The sequence below is a fragment of the Streptomyces sp. NPDC053542 genome (genome assembly GCF_044544685.1).
Taxonomy (GTDB): domain Bacteria; phylum Actinomycetota; class Actinomycetes; order Streptomycetales; family Streptomycetaceae; genus Streptomyces.
Genome location: NZ_JBITXL010000004.1, coordinates 424,419 through 441,684, shown reverse-complemented (window position 1 = coordinate 441,684; position 17,266 = coordinate 424,419). Strand labels below are relative to the sequence as shown.

At 72.2% G+C, this 17,266-nt stretch carries 14 protein-coding genes; 9 read left to right on the top strand and 5 right to left on the bottom strand.

What is annotated here, in order from left to right; translation table 11 throughout:
* Positions 1 to 4: 4 nt before the first annotated feature.
* Positions 5 to 4,039, bottom strand: coding sequence for a HAMP domain-containing protein (locus tag ACIGXO_RS13690; RefSeq protein ID WP_399785659.1), 4,035 nt, complete (start codon positions 4,037 to 4,039; stop codon positions 5 to 7).
* A gap of 199 nt (positions 4,040 to 4,238) precedes the next feature.
* On the opposite strand from ACIGXO_RS13690, the gene ACIGXO_RS13685 reads away from it, so the two are divergent.
* Both ACIGXO_RS13685 and hemW read left to right on the top strand, forming a co-directional pair.
* A complete protein-coding gene (locus ACIGXO_RS13685; RefSeq protein ID WP_399784943.1) occupies positions 4,239 to 6,248 on the top strand; it encodes a SpoIIE family protein phosphatase in 2,010 nt (669 codons plus the stop codon).
* Between the two features lie 81 nt (positions 6,249 to 6,329).
* Complete coding sequence (hemW, locus tag ACIGXO_RS13680) at positions 6,330 to 7,562, top strand: radical SAM family heme chaperone HemW (RefSeq protein ID WP_399784940.1); 1,233 nt, start codon at positions 6,330 to 6,332, stop codon at positions 7,560 to 7,562.
* A 49-nt stretch (positions 7,563 to 7,611) separates the two neighbouring features.
* On the opposite strand, the gene ACIGXO_RS13675 is transcribed toward hemW, so the two are convergent.
* Both ACIGXO_RS13675 and ACIGXO_RS13670 read right to left on the bottom strand, forming a co-directional pair.
* The gene (locus ACIGXO_RS13675; protein ID WP_399784938.1) at positions 7,612 to 8,439 is read right to left on the bottom strand and encodes a DUF3097 domain-containing protein; all 828 of its coding nucleotides are present in this window, start codon (positions 8,437 to 8,439) and stop codon (positions 7,612 to 7,614) included.
* Positions 8,440 to 8,478: 39 nt separating this feature from the next.
* Positions 8,479 to 9,213 carry an MBL fold metallo-hydrolase gene (locus ACIGXO_RS13670; protein ID WP_399784935.1) on the bottom strand — a complete coding sequence of 245 codons (735 nt, stop codon included), beginning with the start codon at positions 9,211 to 9,213 and terminating at the stop codon, positions 8,479 to 8,481.
* Positions 9,214 to 9,487: 274 nt separating this feature from the next.
* Here ACIGXO_RS13670 and hrcA point away from each other — a divergent pair, with 274 nt between their 5' ends.
* The 4 genes from hrcA (at position 9,488) to ACIGXO_RS13650 (ending at position 13,600) form a co-directional block, all read left to right on the top strand.
* Entirely contained in the window at positions 9,488 to 10,504 is a 1,017-nt protein-coding gene (hrcA, locus tag ACIGXO_RS13665) for a heat-inducible transcriptional repressor HrcA (protein ID WP_399785656.1), read from the top strand.
* Entirely contained in the window at positions 10,505 to 11,641 is a 1,137-nt protein-coding gene (gene dnaJ, locus ACIGXO_RS13660) for a molecular chaperone DnaJ (RefSeq protein WP_399784933.1), read from the top strand. It begins immediately after the preceding gene.
* Between the two features lie 112 nt (positions 11,642 to 11,753).
* Positions 11,754 to 12,860, top strand: coding sequence for a nitronate monooxygenase (locus tag ACIGXO_RS13655; protein WP_399784929.1), 1,107 nt, complete (start codon positions 11,754 to 11,756; stop codon positions 12,858 to 12,860).
* Positions 12,857 to 13,600 (top strand): 16S rRNA (uracil(1498)-N(3))-methyltransferase, encoded by a 744-nt coding sequence (locus ACIGXO_RS13650; RefSeq protein WP_399784927.1) that lies wholly within the window; start codon positions 12,857 to 12,859, stop codon positions 13,598 to 13,600. Before ACIGXO_RS13655 ends, ACIGXO_RS13650 begins: the two co-directional genes overlap by 4 nt.
* Positions 13,601 to 13,630: 30 nt before the next feature.
* Here the strand turns inward: ACIGXO_RS13650 and ACIGXO_RS13645 are convergent, their stop codons facing one another.
* Positions 13,631 to 14,059: an OsmC family protein gene (locus ACIGXO_RS13645; RefSeq protein ID WP_399784924.1), complete on the bottom strand. Its 429-nt coding sequence runs from the start codon at positions 14,057 to 14,059 to the stop codon at positions 13,631 to 13,633.
* Positions 14,060 to 14,200: 141 nt separating this feature from the next.
* Between ACIGXO_RS13645 and ACIGXO_RS13640 the strand changes: the two genes are divergently transcribed.
* The 3 genes from ACIGXO_RS13640 to ACIGXO_RS13630 all read left to right on the top strand — a co-directional run bounded on the left by ACIGXO_RS13640 (position 14,201) and on the right by ACIGXO_RS13630 (position 16,418).
* Positions 14,201 to 15,034 carry a hypothetical protein gene (locus tag ACIGXO_RS13640; protein ID WP_399784922.1) on the top strand — a complete coding sequence of 278 codons (834 nt, stop codon included), beginning with the start codon at positions 14,201 to 14,203 and terminating at the stop codon, positions 15,032 to 15,034.
* Between the two features lie 67 nt (positions 15,035 to 15,101).
* Positions 15,102 to 15,461, top strand: coding sequence for a histidine triad nucleotide-binding protein (locus ACIGXO_RS13635; RefSeq protein WP_399784919.1), 360 nt, complete (start codon positions 15,102 to 15,104; stop codon positions 15,459 to 15,461).
* A gap of 33 nt (positions 15,462 to 15,494) precedes the next feature.
* Complete coding sequence (locus ACIGXO_RS13630) at positions 15,495 to 16,418, top strand: ribonuclease Z (RefSeq protein WP_399784916.1); 924 nt, start codon at positions 15,495 to 15,497, stop codon at positions 16,416 to 16,418.
* Positions 16,419 to 16,478: 60 nt separating this feature from the next.
* Here ACIGXO_RS13630 and ACIGXO_RS13625 read toward each other — a convergent pair whose 3' ends face one another.
* Positions 16,479 to 17,255 (bottom strand): HAD family acid phosphatase, encoded by a 777-nt coding sequence (locus tag ACIGXO_RS13625; RefSeq protein WP_399784913.1) that lies wholly within the window; start codon positions 17,253 to 17,255, stop codon positions 16,479 to 16,481.
* Between the last annotated feature and the right edge of the window lie 11 nt (positions 17,256 to 17,266).

Genomic DNA, 17,266 nt, shown 5'->3' with positions numbered 1-17,266 from the left:
GCCCCTACGAATTGCCGGCCCGGCCGGTCTCGTCGTCTGCTGCGTCTTCGTGTCCGTGGCTGGTCGGGGCGCCGCCGTCAGGGGCGGAGGCGGGGGCGCGGTACTTGGCGAGCAGATCGACGGCGACGTTCAGCAGCCGGTCCACGTCCAGTGGTTTGGGTAGGTAGTCGTTGGCGCCGGTCTCCAGGGATTTCTCTCGGTCGCCCGGCATGGCCTTGGCCGTCAGGACGACGACCGGCAGATCGGCGTACCGGGGGGTGCGGCGGATGGCGCGGATCGTTTCGTACCCGTCCATCTCCGGCATCATGATGTCCATCAGGACGAAGTCGATGCCCGGGTTCTTGCCGAGCATCTCGATGGCCTCCCGGCCGTGCTCGGCGTAGATCACCCGCATGCCGACCCGGCTGAGGACGTTCGTCAGCGCGAAGGCGTTGCGGATGTCGTCGTCGACGACCAGGGCCTGGGCGCCCGAGAGCAGCTCGCCCGTGGCGCCCTCGGCCCACTGCTCCACATTGGACACGGCGGGCCAGGCACTCTCCTCCGGGGAGACGGTGGGCGCGGGGACCGGCGGCCGGGTGAGTTCCGGGGCGGGCGCCTCGCCCTCGTCGGTGACCGCGTCGTCGTCGGGCGGCTGCTCGGCGGGCTCCGCCGTGCTGTGGCACATGACGGGGATGCGGAAGGCGAAGGTGGAGCCGGCGCCGGGCTCGCTCTGTGCCGTGAGCTCGCCGCCGAGCAGGCCCGCGATCTCCCGGCTGATGGACAGGCCGAGGCCCGTACCGCCGTACTTCCGGTTGGTCGTGCCGTCCGCCTGCTGGAACGCCTCGAAGATGACCGGCAGCTTCTCGGGCGCGATGCCGATGCCGGTGTCGGTGACGGTGAAGGTGACGCTCTCCTCGTCCGCCCGGTCCACCCGCAGGTCGATCTTGCCCTTGGAGGTGAACTTCAGGGCGTTGGAGAGGAGGTTCCGCAGCACCTGCTTGATCCGCTTCTCGTCGCTGTACAGATCCTTGGGCACCGTGTCGGTCACCGAGACCTCGAAGGCCAGGCCGCGGTCCAGGGTCAGCGGGCGGAAGGTGTCGTGGACGTAGTTGAGCAGCTTGATCAGCGGGACCCGGGCCGGAAAGACGTCCATCCGGCCGGCTTCGATCTTGGACAGGTCGAGGATGTCGTTGATCAGCTGGAGGAGTTCGGAGCCGGAGCGGTGGATCATCGCCGCGCTCTCCACCTCGTGCCGGCTGAGGTGGCCGTGCTCGTTGTCGATGAGCATCTGGGCGAGGATCAGCAGGGAGTTCAGCGGATTGCGCAGCTCGTGCGACATGTTCGCCAGGAACTCCGTCTTGTACCGCGAGGAGCTGGCCAGCAGCGCGGCCTTCTCCTCCAGCGCGGCGTTGGAGCGCTGCAGCTCGGCCTGGCGCCGCTGCAGCTCGCCCGTGCGCTCCTGGAGCTGGCCGGCCAGCCGCTGGGACTCGCTCAGCAGCGACTCCGTACGGGAGTTGGCGACGATGGTGTTGATGGCGACGCCGATGGTGTTCACGAACTGGTCGAAGAAGGCGAGGTGGACGTCGGAGAAGCGGGAGAAGGACGCCAGCTCGATCACGCCGAGGATGCGGTCCTCGAAGAGCACGGGGATGATCACGACGGTGTTCGGGGCCGCCTCGCCCAGCCCGGAGTCGACCTTGATGTAGTCGGGCGGCACCTCCTCCACCAGGATGCGCTTCTTCTCCACGGCCGACTGGCGGACCAGGCCGTGGCCGTGCGAGCCGGGGGTGGCGATGCTGGCGTCGTGCGCGGAGCCGTACCCCGCGATGAAGTCCAGCCGCAGCTCGTCGGTCTCGGCGCTGGCCAGGAAGAACGCGCCGTACTGCGCGTTCACCAGCGGCGTCAGCTCGCGCAGGATCAGGTCGGCGACCTCGACCAGATCGCGGTGGCCCTGCATCAGGCCCGCCAGCCGGGCGAGGTTGGCGTCCAGCCAGTCCTTGGCGCGGGTGGTCTCGCGGAGGTTGGAGACCATCATGTTGATGTTGTTCTTCAGCTCGTCGACCTCGCCGCGCGCCTCGACCGTGACGTTGCGCGTCATGTCGCCGGAGGCCACCGCGCTGGTCACCTCGGCGATCGCCCGGACCTGCGTGGTGAGGTTCGACGCGAGCTCGTTCACGCTGGTCGTCAGGGACTTCCAGGTGCCGTAGACGCCCTCCACGCGGGCCTGGCCGCCCAGCTGGCCCTCGCTGCCGACCTCGCGGGCCACCCGGGTCACCTCGGAGGCGAACGAGGAGAGGGTGTCCACCATGGTGTTGAGGGTGGTCTTCAGCTCCAGGATCTCGCCGCGCGCGTCCACGTCGATCTTCTTCGACAGGTCGCCCTGGGCGACGGCGGTGGCGACGAGGGCGATGTTGCGCACCTGCGTCGTGAGGTTCGACGCCATGAAGTTGACGTTATCGGTGAGGTCCTTCCAGACGCCCGACGCGCCGCGCACCTGCGCCCGGCCGCCGAGGTCGCCCTCCGTACCGACCTCGCGGGCCACCCGGGTCACCTCGTCGGCGAACGCCCGCAGCTGGTCGACCATCCCGTTGACGGTCTCCTTGACCTCCAGGATCTCGCCCTGCGCGTTCACCGAGATCTTCTTCGACAGGTCGCCGTCCGCGACCGCGGTGGTGACCTGGGCGATGTTGCGGACCTGCGAGGTGAGGTTCGACGCCATGAAGTTGACGTTGTCGGTGAGGTCCTTCCAGACCCCGGAGACGCCGCGGACCTGGGCCTGACCGCCGAGGTTGCCCTCCGTGCCGACTTCCCTGGCGACCCGGGTGACTTCGTCGGCGAACGCGGAGAGCTGGTCGACCATCGTGTTGATCGTCGTCTTCAGCTCCAGGACCTCGCCCTTGGCCTCGACCGTGATCTTCTGACCGAGGTCGCCCTCCTTCACCGCGGTCGCCACCAGGGCGATGTTGCGCACCTGCGTGGTGAGGTTGTCCGCCATGAAGTTGACGCTGTCGGTGAGGTCCTTCCACATCCCCGACACCCCGCGCACCTGCGCGCGGCCGCCCAGCCGCCCGTCCGTGCCGACCTCCCTGGCGACCCGGGTGACCTCGTCGGCGAACGCGGAGAGCTGGTCGACCATGGTGTTCACGGTCTCCTTCAGCTCCAGGATCTCGCCGCGCGCGTCGACCGTGATCTTCTGGCTGAGGTCGCCGTTGGCCACCGCGGTGGTGACCTGGGCGATGTTGCGTACCTGTGAGGTGAGGTTGGACGCCATGAAGTTGACGTTGTCGGTGAGGTCCTTCCACACCCCGGAGACGCCCGGCACCTGCGCCCGGCCGCCCAGCCGTCCCTCCGTACCGACTTCCCGCGCAACGCGCGTGACCTCGTCGGCGAACGCGGAGAGCTGATCGACCATCGTGTTGACCGTCAGCTTCAGCTCCAGCAGCTCGCCGGTCGCCTCCACCGTCACCTGACGCGTCAGATCGCCGCGCGCCACCGCCGTCGTCACCGCCGCGATGTCCCGCACCTGCGCGGTCAGCCGGGCGGCCATCGTATTGACCGCCTCCGTCACATCCCGCCAACTCCCGGACAGCCCCGCCACCTTGGCCCGGCCGCCGAGCCGCCCTTCGTTGCCCGACTCCCGGGCCACCCGCGTGACCTCGCCGGTGAACAGCGACAGCTGATCGACCATCGAGTTCACCGCGCGGCCCAGCCCGCAGCGGTCGCCGCGCAGCCTGCGGTGCCCGTCGTGCAGCTCCACGCGCTGCGTCAGGTCGCCGCCCGCCACCGCGTTCAGCACCTGCGTCGCCTGGGCCGCCGGGACCACCAGCGCCTCGATGATGTCGTTGGCCGCGCGCACCGAGGAGGCCCAGGTGCCCTGGCCGGGGCTGGCCGCCATCCGCTCGTCCAGCCGGCCCTGCCGGATCAGCTCGGAGCGCAGCCGCACCAGCTCGTCGGCGTGGTGCCGGGTGCGCACGACGATGTCGTTGAAGGCGCCGTGCAGATCGGCGAGGACGCCGTCGTACGCCACGGGGAGGTGCGTACGGAAGTCACCGGAGGACATCGACACGAGCGCGGTGAGCAGCGGCTTGAGATCAGCCGCCCGCACCCAGCCGGTACCTGTCTCCCGCGTATCGCGGGGCACTGCGGAATCCACCGACATAGTGACCCACTTCAGTAACTCGGTGCGAATGGGTGGGCTCAGTCTGTCACTCTGGCGATGGCGCATTCGGCGCGATTGCGGAACTGCTCGGGAGTGCTCAATGAGGACGACAACTCCGTCGGAAACCGACGTGGTGCGCAGGCCGGCCACGGCCGGGCCCGGCGCCGTCCCGGCACAGGAGAGCGGCCCGCCCGCCGAGGGCCGTCCGGCCGAGGGAACACAACCCGCCGACGATGCATACGGAACCGACGGTTTCCGCGCCGTCGGACTGCCCGGCTCGCCCATCGCGGCCGGCGCCGCCCGGCAGTTCGTCCGCACGACGCTCGCCGACTGGATCACCCGCGGCCTGCCCGGCACCGAGTACCTCACCGCGCGCGTCACCGACGAGGCCGAACTGCTCGTCAGCGAGCTGGTCACCAACGCCGTCGTGCACGCCGGCACCGCCGTCGAGGTGCAGTGCCGGCTGGACGAGGACGGCCCGCACACCGCCGTCACCGTGGAGGTCGCCGACCACCACCCGGCCCGCCCGGTGCGCGGCCGCCACGACGCCGTCACCCCCGAGGGCGGCGGCCGCGGGCTGCAGCTGGTCGGCGCGATCGCCGACGCCTGGGGCATCACCTACCGGCGCACCCTGAAGACCGTGTGGTTCCGGGTGACGGCGGACGCGCCGGAGGCGGTGTACGGACCGCCGGCGGAGATCTTCCACGCGGACCGCAGGGCGCCGGGCGGGCCGCCGGCCACCGAGCTGATGCCGCCCGGGCCGCAGCGGGCCGCCCTGCGCCGCTGCGAGGTCGAGCGGCTCCACCACGGCGCGCTGTCCTTCCTCGCCGAGGCGTCCGACCTGCTCAGCGGACAGCTGGACGCGGACCAGGTGGCCGCGCTGGTCGCGCAGCTGATCGTGCCGCGGATGGCCGACTGGTGCGCGGTGTGGCTGGAGAACGGCGGGGAGTTCGGCGCGCCCCGGCTGGCCCGCGTCTGGCACGCCACGGAGTCCCGCATCGACGGGCTGCGCGAACTGCTGGAGAAGGACCCGCCGGTACTGACCGGGCGCGGCGGCGACGGCCACCCCACCGGCGCGGGCCCCTGGCCGTGGCCCGGCGAGCCCAGCGGGTTCGGCCCCGGCGGCGCGGCCCTGGCCTGCCCGCTGATCTCCGGCGTGCGCCGGCACGGCACGCTCCTGATAGGCCGGGCCGGACTGCTCCGCTTCCCCGACGAGGTCGTCTCGCTCATCGAGGACCTGGCGGGGCGGGTGGCCCGGGCCCTCGCCACCGCGGACGCCTACAGCCGGCAGGAACGCATCAGCCGGGTACTGCAGCGCCGGCTGCTGCCCGGCCGCCGCCCCGACGTGCCCGGCGTGGCCTCGGCCGTGGTGTACGAGCCGCGCGAGGGCGCCTGGGCGGGCGGCGACTTCTGGGACCTCTTCCAGGCGGGCGAGGGCCGCTGGTGCTTCATGCTCGGCGACGTCTGCGGCAGCGGCCCGGAGGCGGCCGCCGTCACGGGGCTGGCCCGCCCGGTGCTGCGGCTGCTGGCCCGCGAGGGGTACGGCGTCGGCGACGTACTGGACCGGCTGAACCGCACGGTCGCGCGGGAGGCGGCCGACTCCGTCGCCGCGGTGGCCGCCGCGGTGGTGGCGGCCGGCTCCGAGGCGGAGCTCCAGCCCGGCTACCGCGAGGAGAGCGAGCAGGCCCGCTTCCTCTCCCTCCTGTACGGCGAGATCGTCCCGTACGCGGACGGCAGCGGCGCCCGCTGCACGCTGGCCAGTGCCGGGCACCCGCTGCCGCTGGTGCTCGGCACGGACGGCACGGTGCGGGCGGTCGCCGCGCCCCAGATGCTGCTCGGCGTCATGGAGGAGACCGAGTACGAGAGCGAGTCCTTCGACCTCGCGCCCGGCGAGACGCTGCTGTGCGTGACCGACGGGGTGACCGAGCGCCGCTCGGGCAGCCGGCTCTTCGACGACGAGGACGGCCTCGCGCAGGCCCTCGCCGAGTGCGCGGGACTGGGCGCCGACGGCGTCGCCGAGCACCTCCGGCGCCGGGTGCACGCCTTCGGCGCGACGCCGCCGGACGACGACCTGGCGCTGCTGGTGCTACAGGCGGTACCGGGCCCGTAGCCGGGCGGCGGGGCGGGCAGTCGGGGCGGGCGGCCGGTGCGGGCGGCGGGGATCACTCCCCGCGTGCCGGACAATGGCGGTATGCCTTCTGCACTCCCCGACGGTGAGCCCATGCCCGAGGACGGGGCGCTGCCCGCCTCCGCCCTGGACGGAGCGGGCGAGCGGCCTCTCGGGTTCTACCTGCACGTGCCGTACTGCGCGACGCGCTGCGGGTACTGCGACTTCAACACCTACACCGCCACCGAGCTGCGCGGCTCCGGCGGAGTGCTCGCCTCCCGCGAGAACTACGCCGACACCCTCGTCGAGGAGATCCGGCTCGCCCGCAAGGTCCTGGGCGACGACCCGCGCCGCGTCGAGACGGTCTTCGTGGGCGGCGGCACGCCGACGCTGCTCCCGGCGGCGGATCTGGGGCGCATGCTCGCCGCCATCCGCGAGGAATTCGGCTTCACGCCGGGTGCGGAGATCACCACGGAGGCGAATCCGGAGTCCGTGGACCCGCGGTATCTGGAGGAGCTGCGAGCGGGCGGCTTCAACCGGGTGTCCTTCGGCATGCAGTCCGCGCGTCAGCACGTACTCAAGATCCTCGACCGTACGCACACGCCCGGGCGCCCCGAGGCGTGCGTCGCCGAGGCCCGCGCCGCCGGCTTCGACCACGTCAACCTCGACCTGATCTACGGCACGCCGGGGGAGACGGACGAGGACTGGCGGGCGTCGCTGGACGCGGCGATCGGCGCGGGTCCCGACCATGTCTCGGCCTACGCCCTCATCGTCGAGGAGGGCACCCAGCTCGCCCGCCGCATCCGCCGCGGCGAGGTCCCCATGACGGACGACGACGAGCACGCCGACCGCTACCTCATCGCCGAGGAGGCCCTCACCGCCGCGGGCTTCACCTGGTACGAGGTCTCCAACTGGGCCACCACGGAAGCGGCCCGCTGCCGGCACAACGAGCTGTACTGGACCGGCGCCGACTGGTGGGGCGCGGGCCCCGGCGCGCACAGCCACGTGGGCGGCGTGCGGTGGTGGAACGCGAAGCACCCGGGCGCTTACGCGCAGGCCCTCTCGGAAGGCCGCACCCCGGGCGCGGGCCGCGAGGTCCTCTCGGACGAGGACCGCCGGGTGGAGCGCATCCTGCTGGAGCTGCGGCTGGCGGCGGGGTGCCCCTTGGAGCTGCTCGCTCCTGCGGGACTGGCGGCTTCCCGCCGGGCGCTCGTGGACGGCCTGCTGGAGTCCGGGCCGTACAAGGCCGGGCGGGCGGTCCTGACGCTGCGTGGCCGGCTCCTCGCGGATGCCGTGGTGCGCGACCTGGTCGACTGACCCGCCGTCCCGGCCGAGGTCTTGCCCTCAATCGCCGGGCGGGCTTGATTCAGGCGGGCGCCGTCACGAAGTCGATCAGCTCTTCCACCCGTCCCAGCAGCGCCGGCTCCAGGTCCTTGTAGGAGTGGACCGAGCCGAGGATGCGCTGCCAGGCGGCGCCCGTGTTCTCCGGCCAGCGCAGGGACCGGCAGACGCCCGTCTTCCAGTCCTGGCCGCGCGGTACGGACGGCCACTCCGCGATGCCCACGGACGACGGCTTCACGGCTTCCCAGATGTCGATGTACGGGTGGCCGACGATCAGGACGTTCGCGTCCGTGACCGAGGCCGCGATGCGGGACTCCTTGGAGCCGGGCACCAGGTGGTCGACGAGGACGCCGAGGCGGGCGTCCGGGCCGGGGGAGAAGGAGTGGACGATCGCCGGGAGGTCGTCGATGCCTTCGAGGTACTCCACGACGACGCCCTCGATGCGCAGGTCGTCGCCCCAGACGCGTTCGACCAGCTCCGCGTCGTGGCGGCCCTCCACGTAGATGCGCCCGGCGCGGGCGACGCGGGCGCGGGCGCCGGGGACGGCGAGTGAGCCGGAGGCGGTACGGGCCGGGCCCTGCTGCCGGGGCCGCGCGGACGGCCGTACGAGGGTGACGACCTTGCCCTCCAGGAGGAAGCCGCGGGGCGTCATCGGGAAGACACGCTGCTTGCCGAAGCGGTCCTCCAGGGTGACGGTCGGCCCCTCGGCCGTCTTCTCGCAGCGGATGACGGCACCGCAGTAACCGGTGGTGATCTCCTCGACGACCAGGTCGGGCTCGGCGGGGACCTCGGGGGCGGGCTTCTGCTTCTTCCAGGGCGGGGTGAGGTCGGGCCCGTACTGTCTGCTGCGCATTCGACAGACGATATGCGGGGAGCACGTCGCCCGTGCGGGCTATTCGGGCGACACGCCGAAGCGGCGGGCCAGCTCGTCGCGCTGGGTGCGGACGAAGCGGGCATCCACGACGGCGCCGTGGCCGGGGACGTAGCGGGCGTCCTCGCCGCCGAGGGAGAGGAGCCGGTCCAGCGCGGCCGGCCAGCAGGCGGGCAGCGCGTCCGGACCGGCCTGCGGCTCGCCCGACTCCTCGACGAGGTCGCCGCAGAACACCACCTCGGGCCCGCCCGCGCTGCCCCGCACGCACACCGCGAGGTCGTGCGCGCTGTGCCCGGGCCCGACGTTCGCCAGCAGGACGTGCCGGTCGCCCAGGTCCAGGGTCCGTTCGCCGCAGACCGCGTGCTGCGGGACCACCAGGGTGTCCACCGCCTCGGCCGCCGCCTCCGGGTCGGCCCCGTTCCGTACCGCGTCGGTGAGCAGCGCCTCCGGCTCGCGGCGCAGCAGCTCGGCCATGCCGGTCGCGCCGAAGACCGTCACGCCCGCGAACGCCGCCGTGCCCAGTACATGATCGAAGTGCGGGTGGGTGAGCGCGATGTGGGACACCTCACGGCCCAGTACGCCGCGCACCTGGCGGCGCAGCCCGGCGCCCTCGGCCAGCCCGGACCCGGTGTCGACCAGGAGGACGCCGGTGGTGCCCGCCACGACGCCGACCGTGGCGTCCCACTGGGGCAGCCGGCGCCGGGCGACCCCGTCGGCGAGCCGCTCCCACCCTGCCTCTTCCCAAGTCGTGCCCATACCGCGACGCTAGCCCGGATACCGGGAAATCGCCCGCTGCCGCCGGGGCTGACCTGGGCGGATCCCGGGAACATGGACCGGCCGCGGCGCGATACGGTGGCCCGCCGGGCCGCGCGCCGCGGTGCCCGGCCTTGCCCTGGCCGTGCTACCCGGCCGTACACTGGTTCAGGGTTTGGCACTCGGACCGGTCGAGTGCCAGGGACAGCCGGCCGGACCCCGGCCGGACAGCGGCCGCAGCGGCCCAGGGGAGAGCGCGGGACTGGAGGTGTGCGCGATGCTCAGCGAACGCAGACTCGAAGTGCTGCGTGCCATCGTCCAGGACTACGTGGGCACCGAGGAGCCGGTCGGATCGAAGGCCCTCACGGAGCGCCACCGGCTCGGCGTCTCGCCGGCCACGGTCCGCAACGACATGGCGGTGCTCGAGGAGGAGGGCTTCATCGCCCAGCCTCATACGAGCGCCGGACGCATCCCCACCGACAAGGGCTACCGCCTCTTCGTCGACAAGCTGGCGGCCGTCAAGCCGCTCTCCGGCCCCGAGCGCCGGGCGATCCACAGCTTCCTCGACAGCGCGGTGGACCTCGACGACGTCGTGGCCCGTACGGTACGGCTGCTCGCGCAGCTGACCCGGCAGGTCGCGGTGGTCCAGTACCCCTCGCTGACCCGCTCCACCGTCCGCCACGTCGAGCTGCTGTCGCTGGCCCCGGCCCGGCTGATGCTCGTCCTGATCACGGACACCGGACGGGTCGAGCAGCGCATGATCGACTGCCCGGCGCCGTTCGGCGAAACGTCCCTGGCGGACCTGCGGGCCCGGCTCAACAGCCGGGTGGTGGGGCGCCGGTTCACCGACGTGCCGCAGCTGGTGCAGGACCTGCCCGAGTCCTTCGAGACGGAGGACCGCGGCACGGTCTCGACAGTGCTGTCGGTGTTGCTGGAGACTCTGGTGGAGGAGACCGAAGAGCGGCTGATGATCGGCGGTACCGCCAATCTCACGCGCTTCGGACATGATTTCCCGCTGACGATCCGGCCGGTGCTGGAGGCACTTGAGGAGCAGGTCGTGCTCCTCAAGCTGCTGGGAGAGGCCAAGGATTCGAGCATGACCGTGCGCATCGGGCACGAGAACGCTCATGAGGGCCTCACTTCCACATCGGTCGTCGCCGTCGGCTACGGTTCGGGCGACGAGGCAGTCGCCAAACTCGGCGTGGTCGGACCGACCCGCATGGACTACCCCGGAACGATGGGAGCGGTACGCGCAGTGGCACGTTACGTCGGACAGATCCTGGCGGAGTCGTAAGTGGCCACGGACTATTACGCGGTCCTCGGTGTCAGCCGCGACGCCTCGCAGGACCAGATCAAGAAGGCTTTCCGGCGGCTGGCGCGCGAGCTGCACCCGGACGTGAACCCGGATCCCAAGACCCAGGAGCGGTTCAAGGAGATCAACGCCGCTTACGAGGTGCTGTCGGACCCGCAGAAGAAGCAGGTCTACGACCTCGGCGGCGACCCGATGTCCCAGGGCGGGGGCGCCGGCGGGGCCGGCGGCTTCGGCGCGGGCTTCGGCAACTTCTCCGACATCATGGACGCGTTCTTCGGCACGGCGTCGCAGCGCGGGCCGCGCTCGCGCACCCGCCGCGGCCAGGACGCCATGATCCGGCTGGACGTGGAGCTGCACGAGGCCGCGTTCGGTACGACCAAGGACATCCAGGTCGACACCGCCATCGTGTGTACGACCTGTACGGGTGAGGGCGCCGCCCCCGGCACCTCCGCGCAGACCTGTGACATGTGCCGGGGCCGCGGTGAGGTCTCGCAAGTCACCCGGTCCTTCCTGGGCCAGGTCATGACCTCGCGGCCCTGCCCGCAGTGCCAGGGCTTCGGCACGGTCGTGCCGACCCCGTGCCCCGAGTGCGCGGGCGACGGCCGTATCCGGTCCCGCCGTACGCTCACGGTCAAGATCCCGGCCGGTGTCGACAACGGCACCCGGATCCAGCTCGCGGGCGAGGGCGAGGTCGGCCCCGGCGGCGGCCCCGCCGGCGACCTGTACGTCGAGATCCACGAGGTCGCGCACCCGGTGTTCCAGCGCCGCGGCGACGACCTGCACTGCACGGTCACCATCCCGATGACCGCGGCGGCGCTGGGCACGAAGTGCCCGCTGGAGACGCTGGACGGAGTACGGGACGTCGACATCCGGCCCGGCACCCAGTCCGGCCAGTCGATCCCGCTGCACGGCTGCGGCATCACGCACCTGCGCGGCGGCGGCCGCGGTGACCTGGTCGTGCACGTCGAGGTCCAGACCCCGAGCAAGCTCGACCCGGAGCAGGAGGAGCTGCTGCGCCGGCTCGCCAAGCTGCGCGGCGAGGAGCGTCCGACGGGACAGTTCCAGCCGGGCCAGCAGGGGCTGTTCTCGCGCCTCAAAGATGCCTTCAACGGACGATGAGGCGAGGGGGCGAGGCCGTCCTCACGGATGGTGAACCGCTCCGGAATATGTGTGTAAGTGGCACGGTCGCCCCGATTCCAGGGGCGGCCGTGACGCGTGACACGATGTGGGCATGCCCACCGCGCTGACCGATCTGTGCCGCCATCCGATTGTGCAGGCCCCCATGGCGGGCGGCGCCTCGTGTCCCGAGCTGGCCGCAGCCGTCAGTGCGGCCGGCGGCCTGGGCTTCCTCGCGGCCGGATACAAGACGGCCGACGGCATGTACCAGGAGATCACCCGGGTACGCGGGCTGACCGACCGCCCCTTCGGCGTGAACCTCTTCATGCCGCAGCCGGAGCTCGCCGACTCCGCCGCCGTCGAGGTCTACCGCGAACAGCTCGCGGGCGAGGCCACCTGGTACGAGACCGAGCTCGGCGACACCGCGGGCTCCGCCGACGACGGGTACGACGCCAAGCTCGCCGTCCTGCGCGAGGACCCCGTGCCGGTGGTCTCCTTCACCTTCGGCTGCCCGGACCGCAAGACCCTGCAGGCCCTCGACCGGGCCGGCACGTACACCGTCGTCACGGTCACCACGGCCGCCGAGGCACGGGCCGCGGAGGAGGCGGGCGCCGACGCCGTGTGCGCCCAGGGCATAGAGGCGGGCGGCCACCAGGGCACGCACCGCGACGACCCGCAGAGCGACGGCACCGGCGCGGGCCTCGGCCTGCTGACGCTGATCGCCGAGGTCCGCGCGGCCGTCCGGCTGCCGGTGATCGCCGCGGGCGGGCTGATGCAGGGCGCGGGGATCGCCGCCGTACTCGCGGCGGGCGCGGCCGCCGCCCAGCTCGGCACGGCCTTCCTGGCCTGCCCCGAGTCCGGCGCCCACCCGCTGCACAAGCAGGCACTGACCGACCCGCTGTTCACCCGTACGGAGCTGACCCGGGCGTTCTCCGGCCGTCCGGCCCGCGGCCTGGTGAACCGTTTCCTGCGCGAGCACGGCCCGTACGCCCCGGCCGCCTACCCGGCCGTCCACCACCTCACCTCCCCGGTGCGCAAGGCCGCGGCCAAGGCCGGCGACCCGCAGGCCATGAGCCTGTGGGCGGGCCAGGGCCACCGGCTGGCCCGGCAGCTGCCCGCGGCCGGACTGATGGAGGTACTGGTGGCCGAACTGGCCGCCGCACGCGATCTGTTGAACCCCTCCGGCGCCGCCGGAACCGGACCCCTCGGGAGTGCCTCGTGACCGCCCCGGTCTTCCTCGTCGACTCGCTGGCCGGCGCCGCGCCCGGTGCGGCGCTCACCCTGGACGGTCCCGAGGGGCGGCACGCGGTGTCCGTACGGCGGCTGCGCACCGGCGAGGAGATCGTGCTGACGGACGGCGCGGGCACCGGCGCTTACGGGACGGTCGCCGCGGTCGAGGGCAAGGACCGCCTCGACGTCGCGGTGACGGAGGTACGGACCGAGGAGGCGCCGCGGCCGCGCATCACCGTCGTACAGGCGCTGCCCAAGGGCGACCGCGGCGAACTGGCCGTGGAGACCATGACCGAGACCGGCGTGGACGCGATCGTGCCGTGGCAGGCGTCCCGCTGTGTGACGCAGTGGAAGGGCGAGCGGGGCGCCAAGTCGCTGACGAAGTGGCGCAATACGGCGCGCGAGGCCGGGAAGCAGGCCCGCCGGCTGACGTTCCCCGAGGTCGCGGACGCGGCCACCACGAAGGACGTGGCGGCGCTGCTGTCCGGCGCCGCCTTTGCCGCCGTGCTGCACGAGGAGGGCAGCGAGCCGCTGGCCCGCGCCGAACTCCCCGCCGACGGTGACATCGTGCTCGTCGTCGGGCCCGAGGGCGGCGTCTCGCCGGAGGAGCTGGAGCTGTTCGCGGCGGCCGGCGCGAAGCCGTACCGGCTGGGGGCGAGCGTGCTGCGCACCTCCACCGCCGGCACGGCCGCGGCCGCCCTGCTGCTGGGCCGTACCGGCCGCTGGGACTGAGCGCAGCGAAGCCCGTACGACCCTGGGGCCTCAGATCAGCCTGGCGTCGAGTGTGATGTTCTTGACGCCCGCGAGGGCCTGGCTGACCGGGCAGTTCTTCTTGGCGTCCTCGGCCGCGGCCTGGAAGTCGTCCTCGGACAGGCCGGGGACCTTGGCCTGTACGGTCAGCTTGATGGCGGTGATGCCCTCGCCCGGCTGGAAGGTGACGTCGGCCTGGGTGTCGACCGTCTCGACGGTGTAGCCCTTGCCGGCCAGCCCGTGCGAGAACGCCATGGAGTAGCAGGAGGAGTGGGCCGCCGCGATCAGCTCCTCGGGGCTGGTCTTCCCGCCAGGCTCCTCGGCGCGGGCAGGCCAGCTCACGTCGTACGAACCGATCTTGGAGGAGTCCAGGGCCACCTGGCCCTTGCCCTCCAGCAGGTTGCCTTCCCAGTGGGTCTTGGCCGTGCGCGTCGTTGCCATGATGGATCGCTCCCGTATGTGGCGGAACCTGACTCTTCGTGGCCCAGGTTAGTGATGATCGGCATGGCCGGGCGAGCGCCGCGCGGAGTTGGCCGGAGCGGGCCTGTCGGGCCGTACGGCGGCGGTGGCACGCTGCGGGGCATGACGGGACGCGTGCGGGGCCGTTGGTTACGGGCGTTGGCAGCGGCGGGTGCCGCGGGTGCGGTGGCCGCCGGAACAGCGGCGTGCGAGCCAACGGGGTACTCCAACACCTCGGCGATAGCCGTGACCACCGATGAGCAGGGGACCCGGGCGCTGGAGTGGGAGAAGGTCGAGGTGCGGTGGCTGAGCTGCACGGCGACCGCGCCGAACGGCGGCGCACCGGCGGCCACTCCCGCCGCGGGCGGTGGCAGCGGCCGGGTCGACTGCCAGGGGGAGACGGCGAGCGGGCAGCGGATCACCATCCGGGGGCCCGTGACCAGGGAGGTCAACGGCCGCTGCGTGGAGGGCAAGGACCTGGTCGCGCAGGTCGACGGCCGGGTGATCTTCCGTACGGACACCATCGGCAACTGCAACGCCGCACCGGCATCGAGCGCCTCGCCGAACGCCGATGACCGCGGTAACGCTGATGACCGCGATAACTCCGATAATCCCGGCGACTCCGGTAACTCTGATGACTCCGGTAACTCTGGTAACAGCGATAACCCGGAGTCCGGGCCCGCCCGCGATGACCAGGGCGGCGGCGGGAGCGACGAGGGCGGGAACGAGAACGGGGACGAGAACGGCGGGGGCGGCGGCCAGAACGACGACGGTCAGAACGGCGACGGTCACGACGACGGCAAGTGGCAGGACGACGGCAGCCACGACGACTGCCCGGACGGCGACGACGGCGACCACGGTGACGACGGCAAGTGGCAGGACGACGGCAAGTGGCACGACGGCAAGGAGGACGACCAGGAGGGCGCCGCCGCCGCCGCCGCCGCGGCACGCCAGTGACCGACGCCGCGCCCCGATCGGTACGATCAGGTTCGTACGAGCCGACGACCCGTGAGGAGCGCACCCGGTGGCGGGAGAACCGCAGGCCGACTGCCTGTTCTGCAAGATCGCGGCGGGCGAGGTGCCCGCGACGATCGTCCGAGAGACCGACACGACCGTCGCCTTCCGCGACATCAATCCCCAGGCGCCCACCCACGTCCTGGTGATCCCCAAGGTCCACCACCCGGACGCCGCGTCCCTGGCCGAGGCCGAGCCGCAGATCGCCGCCGACGTGCTGTGCGAGGCGCGCAAGGTCGCCGAGGAGGACAAGGTCGACGGCACGGGCTTCCGCATCGTCTTCAACACCGGCACCGGCGCGGGCCAGACCGTCTTCCACGCACACGCCCACGTACTCGGCGGCCGCGGCCTCAACTGGCCCCCCGGATAAGGCGCCGGAGGGTCACGGGAGCGGATCAGCACCTTGTCCGTACGCGAACTGGTCGTCCTCGGCACCGCCAGCCAGGTGCCCACACGGCACCGCAATCACAACGGTTACCTGCTGCGCTGGGACGGCGAGGGGCTGCTCTTCGACCCCGGCGAGGGGACGCAGCGGCAGATGCTGCGCGCCGGGGTGGCCGCGCACGACATCAACCGGCTGTGCGTCACGCATTTCCACGGTGACCACAGCCTGGGCCTGGCCGGGGTGATCCAGCGGATCAACCTCGACCGGGTGCCGCACCCCGTCATCGCCCACTACCCCGCGAGCGGGGCGCACTTCTTCGAGCGGCTGCGCTATTCGACGGCGTACCGGGAGACCGTGAAGATCCGGCAGGAGCCGGTGTCCGGCGACGGCGGCACGCTCGCCGACACGCCCGGCTGGACGCTCACCGCGCGCCGCCTCTCGCACCCCGTCGAGTCCTACGGCTACCGCCTCCAGGAGCCGGACGGGCGGCGGATGCTGCCCGAGCGGCTGGCCGCGCACGGCATTGCCGGCCCCGAGGTGGGCCGGCTGAGCCGGGAGGGCGCGATCGTCCGGGCGGACGGCCGGACGGTCACCCTGGAGGAGGTCAGCGAGGTACGGCCCGGCCAGTCGTTCGCGTTCGTGATGGACACCCGGCTGTGCGCCGGCGCGCACGAGCTCGCGGCGGGCTGCGACATGCTCGTCATCGAGTCCACGTTCCTGGACGGCGACCGGCAGCTGGCCGCCGAGCACGGCCACCTGACGGCGGGTCAGGCGGCCGTGGTCGCGCGCAACGCCGGCGTCCGGCACCTGGTGCTCACGCACTTCTCGCAGCGGTACACCGACCCGTCGGAGTTCGAGCGGGAGGCCCGGGAGGCGGGCTACGACGGCGAACTGACGGTGGCCCGGGACCTGTTGCGGGTACCGCTGCCGAAGCGCCGCTGAGTCCTGGCGAAGCGGCGCTGAGCGCCGGTGAAGTGGCGCTCAGCGCTGCCGGGGCGCCCGTTACGGCAGGTAGTACATCGGGTTCGGCAGCTTGAAGGTGCGGTCCGCGTAGCCGCCCCGCAGGTCGGAGTGCTGGTCGCCGAAGTTGGCGACGATGTCGTACCCCTGGGACTCGATGTGCTTGCGGGTGCCGGACTTGTACTCGATGGTCGAGCAGCCGGCGCCGCAGGGCAGGTACGACGGCGGGTTCTCCTTGTTCTTCAGGTAGACGTGGCCGCGGTCGAGCGGGACGTCGTAGCCGACGTTCTTCAGGTTGCGGACGCTCCAGTCGCGCTGGGCCTCCTTGCGGCCGGTCACGAAGAAGACCTCGTAGCCCTTGGCGCGGGCGTGGTTCACCAGCGCGTCCATCCCGAAGACCGGCTCCATGTCGTGGCTCTTCAGGTACGCGTCCTGGGCCTTGTCGCTGAAGGCGAAGCCCACCTGCAGCTCGAAGTTGTAGGTGAGCAGGGTGGTGTCGTCCATGTCGAGGACGATGGCGGGCTTGCCGGAGCCGTGGTGGTTCCGCGCGGCGCTGTCCAGGTACCGCTGCGCCTTCGCCTCGATGCCGTGGACCTGGCGGGCGTAGTTGCTCTTCGGGGAGGCGTAGTGCTCCCCGTCGGCGGTGACGGTGTCGCCGTAGTACGCCTTGATCTTGTCCTGGACCTGGGTGAGGTTCGGGATCTCCTGGTCCGTGCGCGGGACGGAGTGGTCGGCGGTGGCCTGGCCGACACCGAAAGCGGTGGTGGCGGCGACGGCCATCGCGGCGGCGACGGCGCCCAGGCGCGCGCGGAAACGCATGTGGTTCTCCT